This window comes from Rhizobium sp. L9 (assembly GCF_002531885.1).
Taxonomy (GTDB): Bacteria; Pseudomonadota; Alphaproteobacteria; order Rhizobiales; family Rhizobiaceae; genus Rhizobium.
Genome location: NZ_NWSZ01000008.1, coordinates 113,327 through 132,565, shown reverse-complemented (window position 1 = coordinate 132,565; position 19,239 = coordinate 113,327). Strand labels below are relative to the sequence as shown.

At 60.2% G+C, this 19,239-nt stretch carries 18 protein-coding genes and 4 tRNA genes; 9 read left to right on the top strand and 13 right to left on the bottom strand.

All coding sequences use genetic code 11. The annotated features are described in order from the left end of the window. Positions 1-51 precede the first annotated feature (51 nt). The 5 genes from aat to CO660_RS10455 form a co-directional block, all read right to left on the bottom strand. Entirely contained in the window at positions 52-666 is a 615-nt protein-coding gene (gene aat / locus CO660_RS10475) for a leucyl/phenylalanyl-tRNA--protein transferase (protein ID WP_097598621.1), read from the bottom strand. 7 nt (positions 667-673) lie between these two features. Continuing rightward, positions 674-2,023 carry an acetyl-CoA carboxylase biotin carboxylase subunit gene (gene accC, locus CO660_RS10470; RefSeq protein ID WP_085778015.1) on the bottom strand — a complete coding sequence of 450 codons (1,350 nt, stop codon included), beginning with the start codon at positions 2,021-2,023 and terminating at the stop codon, positions 674-676. A gap of 10 nt (positions 2,024-2,033) precedes the next feature. Further along, positions 2,034-2,513, bottom strand: a complete 480-nt coding sequence (gene accB, locus CO660_RS10465; protein ID WP_085778016.1) for an acetyl-CoA carboxylase biotin carboxyl carrier protein — start codon at positions 2,511-2,513, stop codon at positions 2,034-2,036. Positions 2,514-2,533: 20 nt separating this feature from the next. After that, a complete protein-coding gene (gene aroQ / locus CO660_RS10460; protein ID WP_097598620.1) occupies positions 2,534-2,971 on the bottom strand; it encodes a type II 3-dehydroquinate dehydratase in 438 nt (145 codons plus the stop codon). Between the two features lie 160 nt (positions 2,972-3,131). Then, positions 3,132-3,890 (bottom strand): DsbA family protein, encoded by a 759-nt coding sequence (locus CO660_RS10455; protein WP_097598619.1) that lies wholly within the window; start codon positions 3,888-3,890, stop codon positions 3,132-3,134. Between the two features lie 203 nt (positions 3,891-4,093). On the opposite strand from CO660_RS10455, the gene CO660_RS10450 reads away from it, so the two are divergent. After that, a complete protein-coding gene (locus tag CO660_RS10450; protein WP_097598618.1) occupies positions 4,094-5,251 on the top strand; it encodes an aminotransferase class I/II-fold pyridoxal phosphate-dependent enzyme in 1,158 nt (385 codons plus the stop codon). A gap of 40 nt (positions 5,252-5,291) precedes the next feature. Here the strand turns inward: CO660_RS10450 and CO660_RS10445 are convergent, their stop codons facing one another. Continuing rightward, positions 5,292-6,629 carry a DUF2778 domain-containing protein gene (locus CO660_RS10445; RefSeq protein WP_097598617.1) on the bottom strand — a complete coding sequence of 446 codons (1,338 nt, stop codon included), beginning with the start codon at positions 6,627-6,629 and terminating at the stop codon, positions 5,292-5,294. Between the two features lie 208 nt (positions 6,630-6,837). After that, positions 6,838-8,706: a class I poly(R)-hydroxyalkanoic acid synthase gene (gene phaC, locus CO660_RS10440; protein ID WP_245421315.1), complete on the bottom strand. Its 1,869-nt coding sequence runs from the start codon at positions 8,704-8,706 to the stop codon at positions 6,838-6,840. Positions 8,707-8,852: 146 nt separating this feature from the next. On the opposite strand from phaC, the gene CO660_RS10435 reads away from it, so the two are divergent. From CO660_RS10435 to recJ, 5 genes are all read left to right on the top strand, one after another. Then, entirely contained in the window at positions 8,853-9,266 is a 414-nt protein-coding gene (locus CO660_RS10435) for a hypothetical protein (RefSeq protein ID WP_097598615.1), read from the top strand. Positions 9,267-9,488: 222 nt separating this feature from the next. After that, positions 9,489-10,706: an LL-diaminopimelate aminotransferase gene (locus CO660_RS10430; RefSeq protein ID WP_097598741.1), complete on the top strand. Its 1,218-nt coding sequence runs from the start codon at positions 9,489-9,491 to the stop codon at positions 10,704-10,706. A 62-nt stretch (positions 10,707-10,768) separates the two neighbouring features. Further along, positions 10,769-12,094 (top strand): homoserine dehydrogenase, encoded by a 1,326-nt coding sequence (locus CO660_RS10425; RefSeq protein ID WP_097598614.1) that lies wholly within the window; start codon positions 10,769-10,771, stop codon positions 12,092-12,094. A 215-nt stretch (positions 12,095-12,309) separates the two neighbouring features. Next, positions 12,310-12,555 (top strand): hypothetical protein, encoded by a 246-nt coding sequence (locus tag CO660_RS10420; RefSeq protein ID WP_097598613.1) that lies wholly within the window; start codon positions 12,310-12,312, stop codon positions 12,553-12,555. Positions 12,556-12,634: 79 nt separating this feature from the next. Beyond that, positions 12,635-14,437 carry a single-stranded-DNA-specific exonuclease RecJ gene (gene recJ, locus CO660_RS10415; protein ID WP_097598612.1) on the top strand — a complete coding sequence of 601 codons (1,803 nt, stop codon included), beginning with the start codon at positions 12,635-12,637 and terminating at the stop codon, positions 14,435-14,437. A 47-nt stretch (positions 14,438-14,484) separates the two neighbouring features. Here the strand turns inward: recJ and CO660_RS10410 are convergent. From CO660_RS10410 to gloA, 5 genes are all read right to left on the bottom strand, one after another. After that, positions 14,485-14,559: transfer RNA gene (locus CO660_RS10410), tRNA-Glu, on the bottom strand. Positions 14,560-14,732: 173 nt separating this feature from the next. After that, positions 14,733-14,807, bottom strand: a tRNA-Glu gene (locus CO660_RS10405). 75 nt (positions 14,808-14,882) lie between these two features. Further along, a tRNA-Glu gene (locus CO660_RS10400) sits at positions 14,883-14,957 on the bottom strand. A 198-nt stretch (positions 14,958-15,155) separates the two neighbouring features. Next, on the bottom strand, positions 15,156-16,223 hold the full coding sequence (locus CO660_RS10395) for a D-Ala-D-Ala carboxypeptidase family metallohydrolase (RefSeq protein ID WP_097598611.1): 1,068 nt from the start codon (positions 16,221-16,223) through the stop codon (positions 15,156-15,158). A gap of 165 nt (positions 16,224-16,388) precedes the next feature. Beyond that, entirely contained in the window at positions 16,389-16,829 is a 441-nt protein-coding gene (gloA, locus tag CO660_RS10390; protein WP_085778026.1) for a lactoylglutathione lyase, read from the bottom strand. 194 nt (positions 16,830-17,023) lie between these two features. Between gloA and CO660_RS10385 the strand changes: the two genes are divergently transcribed. Together CO660_RS10385 and CO660_RS10380 are read left to right on the top strand one after the other, a co-directional pair. Beyond that, a complete protein-coding gene (locus CO660_RS10385; RefSeq protein ID WP_064802232.1) occupies positions 17,024-17,602 on the top strand; it encodes a cold-shock protein in 579 nt (192 codons plus the stop codon). 1 nt (position 17,603) lies between these two features. Beyond that, positions 17,604-18,089 (top strand): DUF192 domain-containing protein, encoded by a 486-nt coding sequence (locus tag CO660_RS10380; RefSeq protein ID WP_097598610.1) that lies wholly within the window; start codon positions 17,604-17,606, stop codon positions 18,087-18,089. A 63-nt stretch (positions 18,090-18,152) separates the two neighbouring features. On the opposite strand, the gene CO660_RS10375 is transcribed toward CO660_RS10380, so the two are convergent. Next, a tRNA-Pro gene (locus CO660_RS10375) sits at positions 18,153-18,229 on the bottom strand. Between the two features lie 664 nt (positions 18,230-18,893). Here CO660_RS10375 and CO660_RS10370 point away from each other — a divergent pair. After that, positions 18,894-19,199, top strand: a complete 306-nt coding sequence (locus tag CO660_RS10370) for an ETC complex I subunit (protein ID WP_085778028.1) — start codon at positions 18,894-18,896, stop codon at positions 19,197-19,199. Positions 19,200-19,239 lie beyond the last annotated feature (40 nt).

Genomic DNA, 19,239 nt, shown 5'->3' with positions numbered 1-19,239 from the left:
GAACCTATTTGAATCGGCTCGAAGATCAACGCTGGGATGAAACGATCACGCTTAAAACTCCAGGTGTGGCGATTCCATCGCGCTGGCGAGCAACAGCGCATATTCGGCCTTCGGCACGTCGATCGCTCCGAACGTTTTCAGATGTTCGGTGGTGAATTGCGTGTCGAGCAGCGTGAAACCCTTTTCCCTCAGCCGGTCGACCAGGTATACAAGGCAGATTTTCGAGGCGTCCGTCCGGCGTGAAAACATGCTTTCGCCGAAAAAGGCCGAACCCAGCGAGACACCGTAGAGGCCGCCGACCAGTTGATCGCCTTCCCAGGCTTCAACGGTATGGGCATGACCAATTTCGAACAGCGTGGAATAAAGCGACCGGATCGTCTGGTTGATCCAGGTGCTCGGGCGTCCCGATGTTTCCTCCGCGCAAGCCGCGATCACCTGGTCGAAATCGTGATCGAAGCGGATTTCGAAGGGTTTCCTGCGCACACGTTTGGCGAGGCTTTTCGATATGTGGAAATCACCGAGCGGCAGAACGCCGCGCAATTCCGGTTCGACCCAGAAGATCTCCGGGTCATCGGCAGACTCGGCCATCGGAAAGAGGCCGATGGAATAGGCGCGCAGGAGGATGTCAGGGGTTATGCCTGGTGACTTCCTGCGCGATCCTGCCATTCCTGTCCTATGCCGCTGGCGTGTTGGCGAGGTAATGTTCAAGCCAGTGGATATCGTAGTCGCCGTTGGCGATATCCTGGTTGGAGACGAGATCCTGGAACAACGGCAGCGTCGTCTTGATGCCGTCGACGACGAATTCGTCGAGCGCGCGGCGCAGGCGCATCATGCATTCGACGCGCGTGCGGCCGTGCACGATCAGCTTGCCGATGAGGCTGTCGTAATAGGGCGGGATCTTGTAACCTTGGTAGGCGCCGGAGTCGATGCGCACGCCAAGGCCGCCCGGCGCATGGAAATGCGTGATCGTGCCGGGGGAGGGCACGAAGGTGCGCGCATCCTCGGCATTGATCCGGCATTCGATGGCATGGCCGGAGAAATGCACCTCGTCCTGCGTCACAGACAGGCCGCCGCCGGAGGCGACGCGGATCTGCTCATGCACCAGGTCGATGCCGGTGATCGCTTCCGTGATCGGATGCTCCACCTGCAAACGGGTGTTCATTTCGATGAAATAGAATTCGCCGTTCTCGTAGAGGAATTCGATCGTGCCGGCGCCGCGATATTTCAGCTTCTTCATGGCATCGGCGCAGATCTGGCCGATCTTCATGCGCTGCTCAACATTGAGCGCAGGCGAATTCGCTTCTTCCCAGACCTTCTGGTGGCGGCGTTGCAGCGAGCAGTCGCGTTCGCCGAGATGAATGGCATTGCCTTCACCGTCACCGAAGACCTGGATTTCGATGTGGCGTGGCTTGCCGAGGTATTTTTCCATGTAAACGGCATCGTTGCCGAAGGCCGCTGCCGCCTCCGTGCGCGCCGTCGACCAGGCCTCGATGAGATCGGCCTCGCTCTTGGCAACCTTCATGCCGCGCCCACCGCCGCCGGCCGTTGCCTTGATCAGCACGGGATAGCCGATTTCGGCGGCCGTCCGCAGCGCATCCTCTTCTGTCTTCACTTCGCCGTCCGAGCCGGGAACGACGGGAATGCCGAGTTCCAGCGCCGTCGTCTTGGCGGTGATCTTGTCGCCCATGATACGGATGTGATCCGCCGTCGGCCCGATGAAGGTGATGCCGTGCGCTTCCAGGATATCGGCAAACTTGGCGTTCTCCGACAGAAAGCCATAACCCGGGTGCACGGCATCGGCGCCGGTGATCTCGCAGGCGGCGACGATCTGATGGATGTTGAGGTAGCTCTCGCGCGAGGAGGGCGGACCGATGCACACGCTTTCGTCGGCAAGGCGCACGTGCATGGCATCGGCGTCGGCGGTGGAATGCACCACGACGCAGGCAATGCCGAGCTCCTTGCAGGCCCGAAGCACGCGAAGGGCGATTTCCCCGCGATTGGCGATAAGGATTTTCGAAATCATGGGCTTGGGCCTATTCGATGACGACGAGAGCTTGGCCGTATTCGACGGGATGTCCGTCGTCGACGAGGATCTCGGTCACCTTGCCCGACTTCGGCGAAGGAATCTGGTTCATCGTCTTCATCGCTTCGATGATGATGAGCGTCTGGCCTTCCTTGACGGTGGCGCCGATTTCGATGAACGGACGTGCGCCCGGAGCCGGCGCCATATAGACAGTGCCGACCATCGGCGCATTGACGACATTCGCCGGGTTGCGGCCGGGGGCTGCGGCAGGCGCGGCAGCGGCGGCTGCCGGAGCGGCGGCTGCTGCCGGAGCAGCGGCAAAGGCCGGTGCAGCGATCGGTGCCTGGACGTATTGCGGCGTGCCGCCGCGGGAAACGCGGATACGCAAGTCGTCCTGCTCGACCTCGATCTCCGTCAGATCCGTCTCGTTGAGGATGTTGGCGAGATCGCGGATCAGTGCCTGATCGATACCCGATTTCTTTTCAGCCATGGTGTTGCCCTGTCTTCTTCTTATGCCGTGATGTTCTTCAGCGCTTGCAGCGCCAGGATGTAACTATGAGGCCCGAAGCCGCAGATCACGCCCTTGCATGCCGGTGCGATCATCGACTCGTGGCGGAATTCTTCCCGCGTATGGACGTTGGATATGTGGAGCTCGACGACGGGAATAGAAATAGCGCGGATCGCGTCGTGCAGCGCAACTGACGTATGCGTGTAGGCGCCTGCATTGATGGCGACGCCGGCGGCCTTTTCGTCGGCCGCGTGGATCCAGTCCACAAGCGTGCCTTCGTGGTTGCTCTGACGGAAATCGATATCAAAGCCGAGTTCGCGCCCGGCTGCCTTGCAGTCTGCCTCGATGTCCTTGAGCGTCTTGCCGCCATAAATGCCGGGCTCTCGTTTGCCCAGCATGTTCAGGTTTGGGCCGTTCAGGACAAAAATCGTTTGCGTCATCGAATGTTCCGTAAATGCACGACGGCAACCTATAGACTCCGCGAGGGCTGAATGAAAGCCCTTACGGGTTGGCCGGCAGGAATCGCGCCACATTTGTCCACATGGCTGAAACGCTTCGATTCTGGCGATTTGATGAGCGGCCGGTCGGCTGCCTGCTTCCTCAGCAGGCGGTCTTGCCGCAGCTGCGCATGTTCTTGACCTTGGCTTCGAGATCGTCGAGCCCGACTGCGCCCGGGACCAGCTCGTTGCCGATTACGTAAGAGGGGGTGCCGCTGATGCCGAGGCTGGAGGCAAGCTGATAGGTCGCCTGAACGATCCCGTCATTCGGGCTCTTAGCCATCTCGGCACGAATCTTGTCCTCGCTGACGCCGAGAGAGCCTGCGACGGCAATCGCACTGTCTTCGGAGGCGCGGCCTTCGCTGCTGAGAAGGGCGACATGAAAGTCGGCATATTTCGCAGGCGCCAGCCTGCGGAAGGCGTCGGCCACTTTGTGGGCGGCAACCGAATCCGGCCCGAGGATCGGGAATTCCTTGAGCACGAAGCGAACGTTCGTGTCCTTCTTCAACATCGCCTGCATGTCGGGAAGCGCGTGACGGCAGTAGGTGCAATTATAATCGAAGAATTCGACGACCGTCACATCGCCCTTGGGATTGCCGAGTGCGACGTCATCCTTCGAATTGAAGATATTCGCGGTGTTCTCCTCAATCGCCATATTGGCTTTCACCAGCCGCGCGGCTTCCTGCTTCTTCTGCAGCGCCTCCTGGACATCAAGCATGATCTCCGGGTTCTCGATCAGATATTGCTTGATGAATTCGCCGAACTCCTTCTTCTGCTGATCGTCGAGCGCTGCCGCCGGAAAGGGAAGAGCGATCGATGCGGCAAGCGCCAGTGCGGTGAAGCTTTTCGGGAAGAAGGCCATGATATCCTCGTCATCGGCGATGTGGTCTTGGTCGAGAAACCGTCGCCGGGTTATGGACTTGAACGCGTCGCGTCAAGGTACGGTGCGTCGAGTTCTGCTCAAACAGGAATTTTCATCCCTGCGCCGCCCTCGCGGGATTGTGATGAGCCGATTAATGCGGCAATTGTCTGGCCAACAGCCAAGAAGCCGAGCGAGAAGCGATCTTGTTTTCCATATCGAAACGCAGCGAAGTCGAGCCTTTTCATGCCATGGACGTGTTGGCGGAGGCCACGAAGCGGCGGGCGGCCGGCCATCCCGTCATCTCGATGGCGGTCGGCCAACCTTCGCATCCCGCGCCTCGAGCTGCCCTCGAAGCGGCAAACGCCGCCCTCGTCGAAGGCCGGATCGGTTATACGGATGCGCTGGGGACGGCGCGGCTGAAATCCGCACTTGCTTGGCACTACAGTGACCGTCACGGCCTGGAGATCGATCCCAAGCGCATCGCCATAACCACAGGCTCCTCGGCAGGGTTCAATCTCGCCTTTCTGTCGCTTTTCGATGCCGGCGATGCCGTGGCGATCGCGAGACCGGGTTATCCCGCTTATCGCAACATTCTCGGCGCGCTGGGGCTGAAGGTCCTCGAAGTGCCGGTGACGGCCGAGACCCATTTTACCCTGACACCCGAGAGCCTCGAGGCGGCACAGCAGCAAAGCGGCGTCAGGCTCAAAGGCGTACTGCTTGCAAGTCCCGCAAATCCGACCGGCACGGTGACCGGCCGTAACGGGTTGAAGGCGCTTGCGGACTACTGCGCGGCCCAATCCATCGCCTTCATCTCCGATGAGATTTATCACGGACTGACCTTCGCCGGCGAGGAGGCGAGCGCGCTCGAGCTGACCGACGAGGCGATCGTCATCAACTCCTTCTCCAAATATTACTGCATGACCGGCTGGCGAATCGGTTGGATGGTGCTGCCGGAGCACCTGGTGCGGCCGATCGAGCGCGTGGCGCAGAGCCTCTATATCTCGCCGCCCGAGCTCTCCCAGATCGCAGCGGTGGCCGCACTTGGCGCAAGCGAAGAGCTTGATCACGTCAAGGCGAGCTATGCCGCAAACCGAGCGCTGCTGCTCGACCGCCTGCCCAGGATCGGCCTTGCGCCCGCTTCGCCGATGGACGGTGCCTTCTACGCCTATATCGATGTCTCGCGCTTCACCAATGACAGCATGGGTTTTGCCAAACGCATGCTTGCAGAAATCAACGTCGCGGCGACGCCGGGGCTGGATTTCGATCCGCTGGAGGGACATCGAACCTTGCGTCTCTCCTATGCGGGTTCGCAAGGAGAGATCGCCGAGGCGGTGGAGCGGATAGCAGTCTGGCTGAAGTAGGGCTGCGGGGGGCAAGCGGCTGCTTGCCCCCTGCTCTAAATCAGCTACGCGACGAAAACAGCGAAGCTAGCGTCGAAGCCGGCTTGTTGTTCAGCCGCGGCACCACCACGAGCTGCTTGATCTCGCCACGTTTGTAAGCGGCCAGGAAGCGCTTATAATCCTTGAAGGAAACGCAGCCATTGGAATCGCCGTTCTTGCCGAGCATATAGGTGTGGGCAAGCAGGCCGACGCGGTCAAAGATGGCATCCGAGCCCTCCACCGGTGTCAAGCGCAGCGCTTCGACACCGTGAAAGAGGGCCTCGCGCATCGTGAGGACATAGGTATGCGGCGGCGTCGGTCCGCGCATCTTCTTGTCGACGTAGCGCGGGTTGTCGCGCATCTTGCCGAGACCGGAATGAGCCTCCAACCGTTCGCCGCTCGGCAGGTAAACGGTGCTGTTTTCGATATCATAGATCGCGACACCTGCCCGCAGTTTCGGCGAGAAGACCGGCTTGTCGTAGCGCGGCACGGCATCGTCCTCATCGTCCTCGATCGGCGAGTTCGGCTGGGCATAGGCCAGGACAGGCCCGGCAGAGCGCTGCGCACCCTTGGCGGCCGGCGCCGGTTTGCCGACGAGTCCGTCCGGACGCGCCATCGGCAACGGCACGGAACCTGTATCGGGTGACAGGACGAGATCGAAGGGTTGATCCTCTGCCGCTGCGACCTCCACCCGAGCGGATTCTGTTGCAGGAACCGAGGCGGTCCTGACGGGAGAGGCGACTGGCTCGATCGGGGCGGGTGCGATCTGCCGGGGGTCGGCATCGGCAAGCGCGAGCATCGCCTGGAGTTGGGCCGCTGCGACGGCCTCCTTCGACGGAACGATGATGCGGTTGCCGTCGTCTTCTTCAATCTCTGCCGAGGCGAGTTCGACCGGCGGCGGCGCGATCGCATCATCCTTGCGGAACTTGGCGCTGTCGGAAATCGCGGCGACGACCGGTTGCTCGGCAGTCACGGTCAGCCGATTGTTCTTCGCCAGAGCCGCCAATGCAGTTGCGGCGGCGGCGGTCTTTTCGGCGTGAGACTGGATGAGGCTTGCCGTCAGCGGCATCTTCGGCTTCGCGTTGAAGGCAGTCAGCCGGTCACCCTTGCCGACATGGATCAACCTTTCAAGGCGAGTCGACGACGCCACTGTCGGGGTGGCGCCGATCTGTGCCAGGCTACCTGCTGGAGAGAAGGGCGCGGCGACCGAATGCATCGTTGCCAAGGTCGCGATCAGCCATGTTGAGGTTAAAAGCCCGGCGCCGACGACACCGTAAAGAAAACCGCGAGATCTGTGCGAACGCAAAGCAGATCCGCCAAGAGGGGCGACGTTATCCAACGTCCCTACCGCAAACGCCATACTACACTCGTCTTTCAAACTCGCTACGCAGGCCGGCGGCACTGACTGACTAAAACTTCGCCGGGGCCGGTAAGGGCGCAAAGGGGCCGAATTTAGGCCGCCTGCGACTTCCGACTGTTTTGAGAGGATGACGAATTATGGTTTCTAATTTGTTTACGCGATATCGCTGTTTCTTGGGATGTCTCAAAAAGAGATGCCTGCTGGCGTCTCAGGTGCGTTCCATCACATAACTTCCCGGTGCTTCTTCGATCGCGTTCAGCGCATCGCCGCCGGGTTTGCGCGCCGCAACGCGTCTACTGTCCTGCGACTCGATCCAGGCCTGCCAATGCGGCCACCACGATCCCGGCGTCTCGCTGGCTCGCTCGAGCCAGGTCTCATAGTCGCCCTTCGCCGGGCCGCCCGTCCAGAATTGGTATTTCTTCTTGTCGGGCGGGTTGACGACGCCGGCGATATGTCCCGAGCCGGTGACGACGAATTCGACCTTGCCGCCGAAGAACTGGCTGCCGAGGAAGACCGATTTTGCAGGCGCGATGTGGTCCTCGCGCGTTGCGAGATTATAGATCGGGATCTTCACATCTTTCAGCGATACGCGCTTGCCGTCGAGGATCATCTCGTTCTGCGTCAACGCATTGCGGAGATAGCAGTTTCGCAGGTAGAAGGCGTGGTTTGCCGCCGCCATGCGCGTCGAATCGGCGTTCCAGAACAAGAGGTCGAAGGGCAGGGGCTCCTGACCCTTGAGGTAGCTGTTGACGAAATAAGGCCAGATCAGCTCGGAGGCGCGCAGCATGTTGAAGGCCATCGACATCTTCGTGCCGTCGAGATAGCCGGCCGCCTTCATATGCTCTTCGAGCGCGGCAAGCTGCTCCTCGTCGACGAAGACTTTGAGGTCGCCGGCATGGGTGAAGTCGACCTGAGTGGTGAAGAGAGTCGCGGTCTTTATGCGCCGGTTCTTCTCCTTGGCGTGCAGCGCCAGTGTCGCGGCCAGCAGCGTGCCGCCGACGCAGTAGCCGACGGCATTGACGTCCTTCTCGCCGGTCGCCTTCTCGATCGTCTCGAGCGCGAAATCGATGCCTTCCCGGGCATAGGCGCCCCAGTCCTTCTCGGCGTGACTCGCATCCGGGTTGACCCAGGATATGACGAAGACGGTCTGGCCCTGGTCTACGCACCATTTGATGAAGGATTTCTGAGGGTTGAGGTCGAGAATATAGAACTTGTTGATCCAGGGCGGGCAGATCAGCAGCGGCCGCTTCAGCACTGTTTCGGTCGAGGCTTCGTACTGGATGATCTGGCAGATATCGTTCTGGGCGATGACTTTGCCCGGTGTCAGCGCCATGTCACGGCCGACAGCGAATTTCGTCATGTCGGTCTGTCGAAGGCGAAGCTCGCCGTTTCCGGCAGCGATGTCCTCGGCGAGCATCTTCATGCCGCGCACGAGGTTTTCGCCGTTGGTTGCGATGGTCTCGCGGTAAAGCTGCGGGTTGGTAACGATGAAGTTGCTCGGCGAAAGAGCCGCCGTGATCTGCTTCACGTAAAATTCTGCCTTGTGCTTGGTGTGTTCGTCGAGGCCGTCGGTCTCCGACACCAGCTTGTCCACCCAATCGCTCGTGACGAGATAGACCTGGCGGAGGAAATCGAAGAACGGATTTTTCTGCCAATCCTCGTCGGAAAAGCGCTTGTCCTTGCGGGTGTCGGGCTCGGGCGGCAGGGGCTCGCCCTGCATCCCACGCGTGCCCTGCAAGCGCTGCATCGAGCGCATCCAGATGCCGAAGAACGAGGACATCAGCTGGGTCTGCGCCTCGAAGGTGCGGCGGGGATCGGAAATCCAGTATTCGCTGACCTTCGAAAGCGTCTTGACCATGTCGGTCATCGGATCGATGGAGCTTTCGGTGATCTCACCGCGTTCGCGCGGCGCAAGCCAAGCCGAGGCGGCCTGGCCGAGATTTTCGAGCGCCCGGGCGAAATTCATCGCCATGGTCTCGGGATCCTTCAGCAGATAGGGTTCGAGATCGGTTGCGTCGAAACCGGTCTTGTCGCCATTCTTCTGGGCGCCACTCTCCTGCTTGCTGTCGGTCACCATTTCCTCCGGCGGCAGCACTCTTTTTATCCGTTTGTTGTACATCGTGACCGAACGAGAAAACAAGTTCCACCCGCATCGGCTCGTGCTATTGCTTTGTGGCTGCGACAAATTTAACAGTCGAGGCAATCAGAACTGGATTTTGAGGCATGATCAAGAACGGCATTCGGCGCATCGCAACCTTCAACCGCACCGCATTAATCTGCGCCGCGGCGGCGATGACCCTTGCCGGATGCAATCTGACGGCGGAGGAAAAAGCCGCAGCTGCCGCCAAGCGAGCGGCGCCGACCGCCGTCGTCATGCCGGCAACCAAGGGTGAGGCGGTTGAAGGCGGTCTGACGAAATCACCGGACGGCTATCCGAATTTCGGTGCGCCGCTGACGGCGGCCAACGTCCAGATGAGCGATGAGCAGGCGGCCGAACTGCAGCATCAGTTGACCGCGCTTGCCGGCCGGCGCAAGGCCGGCACGATCTCGGAAGCCGAATATCAGGCCAAGGTCGCCGAAATGCGCCGCCTCGCCGCCGAGCATGGTCCGCAGACGCTCTCCGAAATATCCAAATAAGCCTTGCCTTTCAGGCAATTTGGACGCAAAGCCTTCCGGATGGATCGGAAGATGCGATTTTCCCGATAATGCAAGGTTGTGCGGCCTTTCCGTCAAAGATTTGCCGCTTGGCTTGGGTCTGATGAATACGGCGCTGCGATTGTGAAGTTCGTGTCGCAGCCGCCGGGAGACGGAACGAACTTCGACCGCGGCCCGAAATGCCGCCTTTCCACGGGGAATGAAATGGAAGAGTTTCACAAAGTCCGGCGTTTGCCGCCTTATGTTTTCGAACAGGTCAACCGTTTGAAAGCAAGCGCGCGAGCGGGCGGCGCCGATATCATCGATCTCGGCATGGGAAACCCTGACCTTCCCACCCCCCAGGCGATCGTCGATAAGCTCTGCGAGGTCGTGCAGGATCCGCGCACGCACCGTTATTCCTCCTCCAAGGGCATTCCCGGTCTGCGCCGCGCCCAGGCCGCCTATTATGCCCGCCGCTTCGGCGTCAAACTCAACCCGGATACGCAGGTGGTCGCCACCCTCGGCTCCAAGGAAGGCTTCGCCAATATGGCGCAGGCGATCACCGCGCCCGGCGACGTGATCCTCTGCCCGAATCCAACCTATCCGATTCACGCCTTCGGCTTCCTGATGGCCGGCGGCGTGATCCGCTCGATGTCGGTGGAGCCGGACGAGACCTTCTTCCCGCCGCTTGAGCGCGCGGTCCGGCATTCGATCCCGAAGCCCCTGGCGCTGATCCTCAACTATCCCTCGAACCCGACGGCCTTTGTCGCGACGCTCGATTTCTACAAGGACGTCGTCGCCTTCGCCAAGAAGCACGACATCATCGTGCTGTCCGATCTTGCCTATTCGGAGATCTATTTCGACGGCGCTCCGCCGCCTTCGGTCCTCGAAGTGCCGGGCGCAATGGATGTGACGGTCGAGTTCACCTCGATGTCGAAGACCTTTTCCATGCCCGGCTGGCGCATGGGCTTTGCCGTCGGAAATGAGCGGCTGATCGCTGCGCTCACCCGCGTCAAGTCCTACCTCGACTACGGCGCCTTCACGCCAATCCAGGTGGCGGCGACGCATGCGCTGAATGGCGACGGCTCCGATATTGCCGAAGTGCGCAATGTCTATAAGCGCCGCCGCGACGTCATGGTCGAAAGCTTCGGCAAGGCAGGCTTTGAAGTGCCGCCGCCGGCAGCCACCATGTTCGCCTGGGCGAAAATTCCGGAAAAGTTCCGTCATCTCGGTTCGCTGGAGTTTTCCAAGCTGCTGGTCGAGAAGGCCGACGTCGCCGTTGCTCCCGGCATCGGATTCGGCGAGATGGGCGACGACTATGTCCGTCTGGCGCTTGTCGAGAATGAACACCGCATCCGTCAGGCTGCGCGCAATATCAAAAAGTTCATGTCGACGGCAGACGAGACGATGCATAACGTCATCTCGCTGAACGCCCACCGTTAATTCCAACTCTTGGGCAGCCGCATTCGGCGGCTGCCGCCACACAGACATTTCAGGATCGATCCATGGCAGATGCCCTCAAAATCGGCATTGCGGGCTTAGGCACCGTTGGCGCCTCGCTTGTCCGCATCATTCAGCAGAAAAGCAACGAGCTTGCCGTCACCTGCGGACGTCCGATTACGATCACCGCGGTTTCCGCCCGCGACAAAACGCGAGACCGGGGCGTCGATCTTTCTGCCGTCACCTGGTTCGATCGGCCTGAGGATCTGGCCGAAAAGGGTGATATCGACGTCTTCGTCGAACTGATGGGCGGTGCCGAAGGGGCTGCCAACGTCTCGGTGCGCGCCGCGCTGCAGCGCGGTCTCCATGTGGTGACAGCCAACAAGGCGCTGCTCGCCTATCACGGCGTCGAGTTTGCGACGATCGCGGAAGAGAAGGGCTCGCTGTTGAATTTCGAGGCGGCGGTCGCCGGCGGCATCCCCGTCATCAAGGCGCTGCGCGAATCGCTGACGGGTAACGCCGTCTCGCGCATCTACGGCATCATGAACGGCACCTGCAACTACATCCTGACCAAGATGGAGAAGGAGGGGCTTTCCTTCGCCGAATGCCTCAAGGAAGCGCAGCGGCTGGGTTATGCCGAAGCCGATCCCGCCTTCGATATCGAGGGCAACGATACCGCCCACAAGCTCGCCATCCTGACGACGCTTGCCTTCGGCAATCGCATCGCAGCCGACGATATCTATCTCGAAGGCATCACCAATATCTCGATCGAGGACATCCACGCCGCGGCCGAACTCGGTTACCGCATCAAGCTGCTCGGCGTTGCCCAGCGCACCGAGACCGGCATCGAACAGCGTGTACACCCGACCATGGTCCCGATCGATTCCGTCATCGCCCAAGTCGACGGCGTTACCAATGCGGTGGCAATTGAGTCCGACGTCCTCGGCGAACTGCTGATGGTCGGTCCAGGCGCTGGCGGCAACGCGACGGCCTCGTCCGTGCTTGGCGATATCGCCGATATCGCCAAGAGCCAGCCGGGCGCTCAGCGCGTCCCGGTGCTCGGTCATCCCGCAAAGGCGCTGGAGCCTTACCGCAAGGCACAGATGCAGAGCCACGAGGGCGGATATTTCATCCGCCTGACTGTGCTCGACCGCACCGGCGTCTTTGCAAGCGTCGCCACCCGCATGGCGGAAAACCACATCTCGCTCGAATCGATCGTTCAGCGCTCCACGCAGCACCTGGCGCCATCGCATCACCAGACGATCATTCTCGTCACCCATGCGACGATGGAGGAGTCCGTGCGCAGGGCGGTCGCTTCGATAAAGTCGGAAGGCTATCTCTTCGGCGAGCCGCAGGTAATCCGTATCGAACGGCCGAAAGAAGAAGCCTAGCGCGTCGGCCCGAAAATCGGATTCGATTTTCGGAAAGCACGATGCGCAGCTTCAGAGTGTTAAAGCGTTTTCCGAAGTATGAACCGCCCTGTCTCTGGCAGGGCGGATTTTTTGTTAATCGTTCAGCCTCCCCTTGCGGAAGTCTATATTACCAAATGCCGAAATACTGCTATAAATAAAACCACAGATGGTGAGTCGTCGGCGTGGAGCATTTCATGAGCAAGGACAGCCACGCCGGAAAAGAGCATGGCAGTCCGAGCAAGGTGCCGCCAGCCCGCCCTGCGATGTTTGCGGACATCCTCAAGCCGCTGCACAGTGACATTCGTGAAGTGAGCCATGACGAGGCTTTTGACGACGAACATACGGAAGGCCGCAACTGGGCCATTCTGCTGACGCTGTTTTCGGTCTTGTTGGTGCAGATCGGCGGCATCGCCGTGATCGTCTGGCTGATCTTCTGGTAAAAATCGTGTCTGGAAATCCGTCACTGTGTTATCTCCGCTGCTCCTGTAGAAAGAACAGATAAAGTTAGCGGAGTTTGGCATGGCAGATCTCGTCGATCCGGTACAGCGCGCGTTTCTCGGCGTGGAGAAATCCGCACTCGACAATCGCTGGGTTGCAAGACTCGACCAGGCCGGCCAGAACCGGGCGCTCGCCATGGCGCAGGTTCACGGGCTGCCGGATCTGATCGCCCGCGTTCTCGCAGGACGCGGCGTCCCGGTTGACGAAGCGGTCGAATTCCTCGACCCGACGATCCGCAGCCTGATGCCCGATCCCCACACGCTGACCGATTGCGAGAAGGCGGCAACCCGTCTCTTGCTTGCAATCGAGCGCGGCGAGAGCGTGGCGATTTTCGGCGACTACGACGTCGACGGCGCGGCTTCCTCGGCGCTGATGTTCCGCTTTCTAAGCCATTTCGGCGTCAAGGCGAACATCTACATTCCCGACCGCATCTTTGAAGGTTATGGCCCCAATCCGGCGGCGATCAACCAGCTGATCGACAATGGCGCCGGGCTGATCGTCACCGTCGATTGCGGCTCCACCAGTCACGACGCGCTTGCGGCCGCTGCCGCGCGCAACATCGATGTCGTCGTCATCGATCACCACCAGGTGACACATGAGCTGCCGCCCTGCCATGCGCTCGTCAATCCGAACCGTGAAGACGATCTGTCGGGGCAGGGGCATCTTTGCGCAGCCGGCGTCGTCTTCATGGTGCTGGTCGCGACATTGCGGCTGTTGCGCGCGGCCGGCAACAAACGCATCCTGGCGCTCGATCTGCTGCAATGGCTTGACATCGTGGCGCTTGCGACGGTCTGCGATGTCGTGCCGCTGAAGGGGCTCAACCGCGCCTATGTGGTGAAGGGGCTGGTTGCTGCCCGGCACCAGAGCAATGCCGGGCTTGCCGCGCTCTTCCGCAAGGCGGGGCTCGCGGGCCCCGTGACCCCCTATCATTTCGGCTTTCTGATCGGCCCGCGCATCAATGCCGGTGGACGGATCGGCGATGCCGCGCTCGGAAGCCGCCTGCTGACGCTCGATGATGCCGGTGAGGCGGAAATGATCGCACAGCGCCTCGACGAGCTCAACCGTGAACGTCAGGCGATGGAGGCGATGATGCTGCAGGAGGCGGAAGCCGAGGCGCTGGCCGAATATGGCGACGGCGAGGGCGCCTCCGTCATCGTCACCGCCCATGAGAAGTGGCATCCGGGCATCGTTGGGTTGATCGCCGCGCGGCTGAAGGAGAAATTCAAGCGGCCCGCCTTCGCGATCGCTTTCGATCCCTCCGGCCGCGGCACCGGCTCAGGCCGCTCCATCAATGGTTTCGACATGGGCAGGATGGTGCGGGCTGCGGTCGAGGAGGGCATCCTCATCAAGGGTGGCGGCCATGCCATGGCGGCGGGGCTGACGGTCGAGCGCGCCGATCTCGGCAGGTTGAGGACCTTCTTTACCGAGAAGGCCGCAAGGACGGTGGCGAGCCTCGTCGCCAACGAGACATTGAAGATCGATGGCGCAATCGGCGCAAGCGGCGCCACGCTTGAACTCATTGACCGCCTGGAAGCCGCCGGTCCCTATGGCTCCGGCCACGCTCAGCCGCTCTTTGCCGTACCGGCGCATCGGGTGCGAGACGCGCGCCTCGTCGGCGAGAAACATGTGAAGGTGACGCTGGAGGCGATGGACGGGTCGCGGCTCGATGGAATCGCCTTTCGCGCCGCCGATACCGGCCTCGGCAATCTTCTCATCAATTCACGCGGCGCGAGCCTCCATGTCGCAGGCTCGCTCGGCGCCGAACATTATCAAGGCGCACGCCGCGTCCAGCTGCGCGTCTGCGACGCAGCGCCAGCGAAATAGAACGGTCACGAAAAAGAGTCTCGGATGAGAAAATTAAAGGAAGAAAGTGGCACGCCCTAGGGGAGTCGAACCCCTCTTCCCAGAATGAAAATCTGGTGTCCTAACCGATAGACGAAGGGCGCTTCCTTCGTGGTGGCGCCCTTATAGTCAGCACCTTCGAAAGCCGCAAGCGCCAAGGCGCGAAAAAATCACAGTTTTCGCCGATTTTTTTGAGCTGTGGAAAACCACGGCGCTACGGGCGGTGGATGGCTGGAATATCAAACCGATGGGTGGTTGGCGGCAATCATAATTTCGATGGTACGCCCTAGGGGAGTCGAACCCCTCTTTACAGAATGAGAATCTGTCGTCCTAACCGATAGACGAAGGGCGCAGGCCAGTCTCGATAAAATAGGCGTGCGCGCGAGCTTCTGCAAGCGGATGCGATGGCTTCTGTATGAAGAGAAAGTGGCACGCCCTAGGGGAGTCGAACCCCTCTTCCCAGAATGAAAATCTGGTGTCCTAACCGATAGACGAAGGGCGCTTCCTTCGTGGTGGCGCCCTTATAGTCAGCACCTTCGAAAGCCGCAAGCGGCAAATTCGATTTTTTTCAAAAAAATGACAGATATTCCAGTGGCAGTACTATTTAAAATTACCACTGGCGAATCAAAGGCTTGTACAGCCTTCCAGAAGCAGGTGAAATTCAGCTGACGTGGGGTGAGGGAACTTCGCGTCGACGATGTCAGATCGCTCTTGCGGTGGTTAAGGGTGCCCGTTTGCCGCCGCAGCCCCAGTTCCAGTCCCGGGTCTTGCCGGTGTCGATGTGGACCGAGTCGGTGTGGCAATAGGTGCCGACCCCGCCGCGATCCGGCAAGGATCTTATATACGCGGCGATATCCCACTTGGAGACGCCGTCGATCTGAATGTCCGCGGCCTCACAGCTCTTGTGCATCGATTCGTCAGCCCCACCGACCAGGCGGTTATGTTCTTCGTCGCGATAGCCTGACGTGATGATGACAGGCCGGCCGAAATGGTTTTCGACCGTCTTGATCACTTTCAGCAGGTCCGGTTTGAAGCAGCCGACCTCGACATTGTCGTTCTGGACGTGCAGCCCGTTCGGCGCAACACGCGTCATGCCGGGCAGGGCCACTTTGTGCAAAAGGCCGGAAAGACTGCCGAGCAGGTTCTGCTTCGGAGCGCTGTAAAGCGCGTTTGTCGTCGAGGCGGGCATACCGCCTATCGCCAGCGAGGCTGTTTGTACGGGCGCAGGCTGCGTGCCGGAATTTTCGGACGATTGCTGCGGCAGCACCGGGGCGGCCGGCTGTGAGGGCATGATCGGCTGGCTGTAGACGCTGCTTTTTGTAGGGTCCACTCCTTCCGTGGGCGCATAGGCCTGCGGCTGAATGACGGTGGACGTGCTGTTGTTCTGTGGCGGCGGCTGGTGATCCGAAAAGATGCTCATCGCCTGCGCATTAATCCGTGTCGACTGCATGACGAGCCCGCCTATATTGGCAGGCGCCACCATTGCCGGATCGGCCGGCGGGACGGCGGCATTCGCATCGCCTGCCACGACCTGTGGCGCGGCCTCGGCGCCGGAGACATTGACGAGGCGGGGGTCGGTATAGACTGAGCGCGGGGCAGATTTCACGGGCGCCGTTGCGCCAAGCTGTGGCGCTGCGGCCGCCGTCGCCGGAACAGCTGCGGCCGAATCGAGCGTCTTCTTGTTCGATACGCAGCCGGAAAGCGCCAGCATCGAGGTGGCGATCAGCAATGCGCCCGTAATGGGCATCCGCATCTCAAAGTCACGCAAGCAATCGGTCTCCGGTTGATGCGAAAACGGCGAGATATCGCCATCTTCCGCTTCGAGTCACCGGGAGATTGCCTGCGGGGCCGGATCGCGGCAAGCGTCAAGGCGCCGGCCGGACCCGAAATCGCAAAAGCCGCAAGCTTCGCAAAAGCCTTGCGGCCAAAACCATTACCAGGCGCCGGTATTGCCCATGGAAGCCCAGGGTTCGGCGGCCGGAAGCGGGCTTCCCTTCTGCAGGATTTCGATCGAAATGCCGTCGGGCGAGCGCACGAAGGCCATGTTGCCGTCGCGCGGCGGTCGGTTGATGGTAATGCCGTTATCCATCAGCTTTTGGCAGATCGCGTAAATATCATCCACCTCATAGGCGAGGTGGCCGAAATTGCGTCCGCCGCTATAATCCTCCGTATCCCAGTTGTAAGTGAGCTCGAGGCAGGGGGCCTTTTCGCTGCGCGCACGGTCGAGATCGTCGCGAGCGGCCAGGAAAACCAGGGTAAAGCGGCCCTTCTCGTTTTCGTGGCGGCGAATCTCCTCCAGTCCAAACAGCGTGGTATAGAAGGCAAGCGAAGCGTCCAGATCTTTGACGCGAACCATCGTATGAAGATAACGCATTCTATCTACTCCTTTATAGGGGCTGGCCTTTTTGGCGAGCCGAGGTCAGCTTCGGGCAAGTCATCTTTATAAAATGTGCAGCTGGGAATAACCGAAAACTAGGACTTGCGCTTATCCGTTACCAAGATGTTAATCTTGATTTCAAGAATCAGTTAACCGTAACAGTGTGACGCGTATTCGAGGGGCTGGCGATAATGGCTGATAGGATTTCATCGAACGCATACACCGATGTCGACGAGCTGTCGTCGGAAGCGGTCGATCTTGTTGAAATCACCGGTGTCGTCAAGTGGTTCGACGTCGCCAAGGGCTTCGGCTTCATCGTGCCTGATAACGGCATGCAGGATGTTCTCCTGCACGTGACTTGCCTGCGTCGCGACGGCTATCAGACGATCCTCGAGGGGACGCGCATCGTCGCTCTCGTCCAGCGCCGCGAGCGCGGCTACCAGGCTTTCAAGATCCTCTCGATGGATCAGTCGACCGCCATTCATCCTTCGCAGCTGCCGCCGGTGCGCACCCATGTGCAGGTTACCGCCACGAGCGGGCTCGAGCGGGCGCTTGTCAAGTGGTTCAACCGTACCAAGGGCTTCGGCTTCCTGACGCGCGGTGAGGGCACCGAAGACATTTTTGTGCACATGGAGACGCTGCGCCGCTTCGGGCTGACGGAGCTGCGCCCCGGCCAGGTGGTCCTCGTCCGCTTCGGCGATGGCGAAAAGGGCCTGATGGCCGCAGAGATCCATCCCGACGTTCCGAGCCCGGCAAGCCGGTCGCACTGACATGCGCGGCATCGTCCCGTTTCATGCGATCAGAAGCGCCGTCATGGCGCTTTTTTTCTTGGTCGCCCTGCCGGCTTTGGCTGAGGAGGAGATGCGGTTCGAAAGGGAGCCGCTGCTCATCCAGACAGCCGCCGGCAAGATGCTGCATTTTACCGTCGAGGTCGCCGCCACCGGTGATCAGCGCGCCCGCGGGCTGATGTTTCGCAAGTCGATGGCTGATGACGCCGGCATGATTTTCGATTTCGGGCAAACACGGCGCGTTGCCATGTGGATGGAGAACACCATCCTGCCGCTCGACATGCTCTTTGCCGACGACACCGGCACGATCCGCCACATCAAGGAAAACGCAAAACCCTATTCACGCGAGATCATCGATTCGATGAGCCCGGTGAAATACGTCGTCGAACTCAATGCCGGCATCGTCGGCAAATTCGGAATCAAGCCGGGCGACAGAATCTTGAGCGCCACGACGACGAAGGCGAAGTGACGGCGCACCAGCTCGCGAGGTGCGATGTGGCCAACAAGAAATCCAAGAAATCAGAATATTGAATGGTCGGAGTGGAGAGATTCGAACTCCCGACCCTCTGGTCCCAAACCAGATGCGCTACCAGACTGCGCTACACTCCGTGCCGTGATTGGCAGCGGGAATACACGGTTCACTTCGTCGTCGCAACCCATAAATCCAGCTGTGGCCGGAGATTTCTCACCAGGCCTGTGGACGCAAGAGGAAAATCCCGGTCGGCCTTCAATTTACCTGTGAGGCGCAATTGGACGTCAGGGCGATCAGCCTTAGCCGCGGGCGATCAGGCCGATATATTGGGCATAGCTGATAGCGACATAGAAGAAAGCGGTGATGCCAGCTCCTATCATAATGGCATTGAACTCTGTCGAACGTCTCATCATGCGCGCATCCACTGAAGCCGATTGAGCCGCAAACTAGTGCCCGCGGCCGGCTGCGGCAATCACCCTGTGATCACAACATGAGACAATTGGTAATATTGCGCAATCGCCTGGAATGCCTGCGGATTTAGGTGGAATGGCAATCGACATGAGCGATGAATGTGCTGAGCCGCCCCAGTTAACGATAAGCCTTGCTCCCCAATACATTGGCGGATTGTGGCTGTGGCAGCGGCGTCGCGATCCGCTTTTTTCTTGAAAAAACGGGGATTCGCGGATAAGCAAAATTCAACTCTTCGCGTTATCGCAAACGACGAAGCAAGGGCCCGGCAACGGGATTGAGACCATGAAAGGCGGGGCGCTCTGTCCCCGCATATTCGGAGATGCCGCAGTCATGTCTGCCAAGATCTATCGTCCTGCTAAGACCGCCATGCAGTCCGGCAAGGCCAAGACCCATCTCTGGGTGCTTGAATTCGATCAGGAATCGCCGCGCAAGATCGATCCGATCATGGGCTACACCTCCTCGGGCGACATGCGCCAGCAGGTAAAGCTCACCTTCGAAACGCAGGCGCTTGCCGAATCCTACGCCCAGCGCAACGGCATCGAATACCGCGTCATCGCGCCGAAGGATCCGGCCCGCCAGGTTGTGGCCTATCCGGATAATTTCCGCTATACCCGCACGCAGCCCTGGACGCATTGAGATTTCTCGTCCACATATGGCGCATTCGGTCGCGCTCTTT

Coding starts and splice junctions, on each gene's coding strand:
- CO660_RS10370 (WP_085778028.1), top strand. CDS start 18,894: ATGTCTGCCAAGATCTATCGTCCTGCTAAGACCGCCATGCAGTCCGGC.
- phaC (WP_245421315.1), bottom strand. CDS start 8,706: ATGGTGACCGACAGCAAGCAGGAGAGTGGCGCCCAGAAGAATGGCGAC.
- recJ (WP_097598612.1), top strand. CDS start 12,635: ATGGCAGATCTCGTCGATCCGGTACAGCGCGCGTTTCTCGGCGTGGAG.
- accB (WP_085778016.1), bottom strand. CDS start 2,513: ATGGCTGAAAAGAAATCGGGTATCGATCAGGCACTGATCCGCGATCTC.
- aat (WP_097598621.1), bottom strand. CDS start 666: ATGGCAGGATCGCGCAGGAAGTCACCAGGCATAACCCCTGACATCCTC.
- CO660_RS10455 (WP_097598619.1), bottom strand. CDS start 3,890: ATGGCCTTCTTCCCGAAAAGCTTCACCGCACTGGCGCTTGCCGCATCG.
- CO660_RS10430 (WP_097598741.1), top strand. CDS start 9,489: ATGGAAGAGTTTCACAAAGTCCGGCGTTTGCCGCCTTATGTTTTCGAA.
- gloA (WP_085778026.1), bottom strand. CDS start 16,829: ATGCGTTATCTTCATACGATGGTTCGCGTCAAAGATCTGGACGCTTCG.
- CO660_RS10425 (WP_097598614.1), top strand. CDS start 10,769: ATGGCAGATGCCCTCAAAATCGGCATTGCGGGCTTAGGCACCGTTGGC.
- CO660_RS10445 (WP_097598617.1), bottom strand. CDS start 6,629: ATGGCGTTTGCGGTAGGGACGTTGGATAACGTCGCCCCTCTTGGCGGA.
- CO660_RS10385 (WP_064802232.1), top strand. CDS start 17,024: ATGGCTGATAGGATTTCATCGAACGCATACACCGATGTCGACGAGCTG.
- CO660_RS10380 (WP_097598610.1), top strand. CDS start 17,604: ATGCGCGGCATCGTCCCGTTTCATGCGATCAGAAGCGCCGTCATGGCG.
- aroQ (WP_097598620.1), bottom strand. CDS start 2,971: ATGACGCAAACGATTTTTGTCCTGAACGGCCCAAACCTGAACATGCTG.
- CO660_RS10435 (WP_097598615.1), top strand. CDS start 8,853: ATGATCAAGAACGGCATTCGGCGCATCGCAACCTTCAACCGCACCGCA.
- accC (WP_085778015.1), bottom strand. CDS start 2,023: ATGATTTCGAAAATCCTTATCGCCAATCGCGGGGAAATCGCCCTTCGC.
- CO660_RS10420 (WP_097598613.1), top strand. CDS start 12,310: ATGAGCAAGGACAGCCACGCCGGAAAAGAGCATGGCAGTCCGAGCAAG.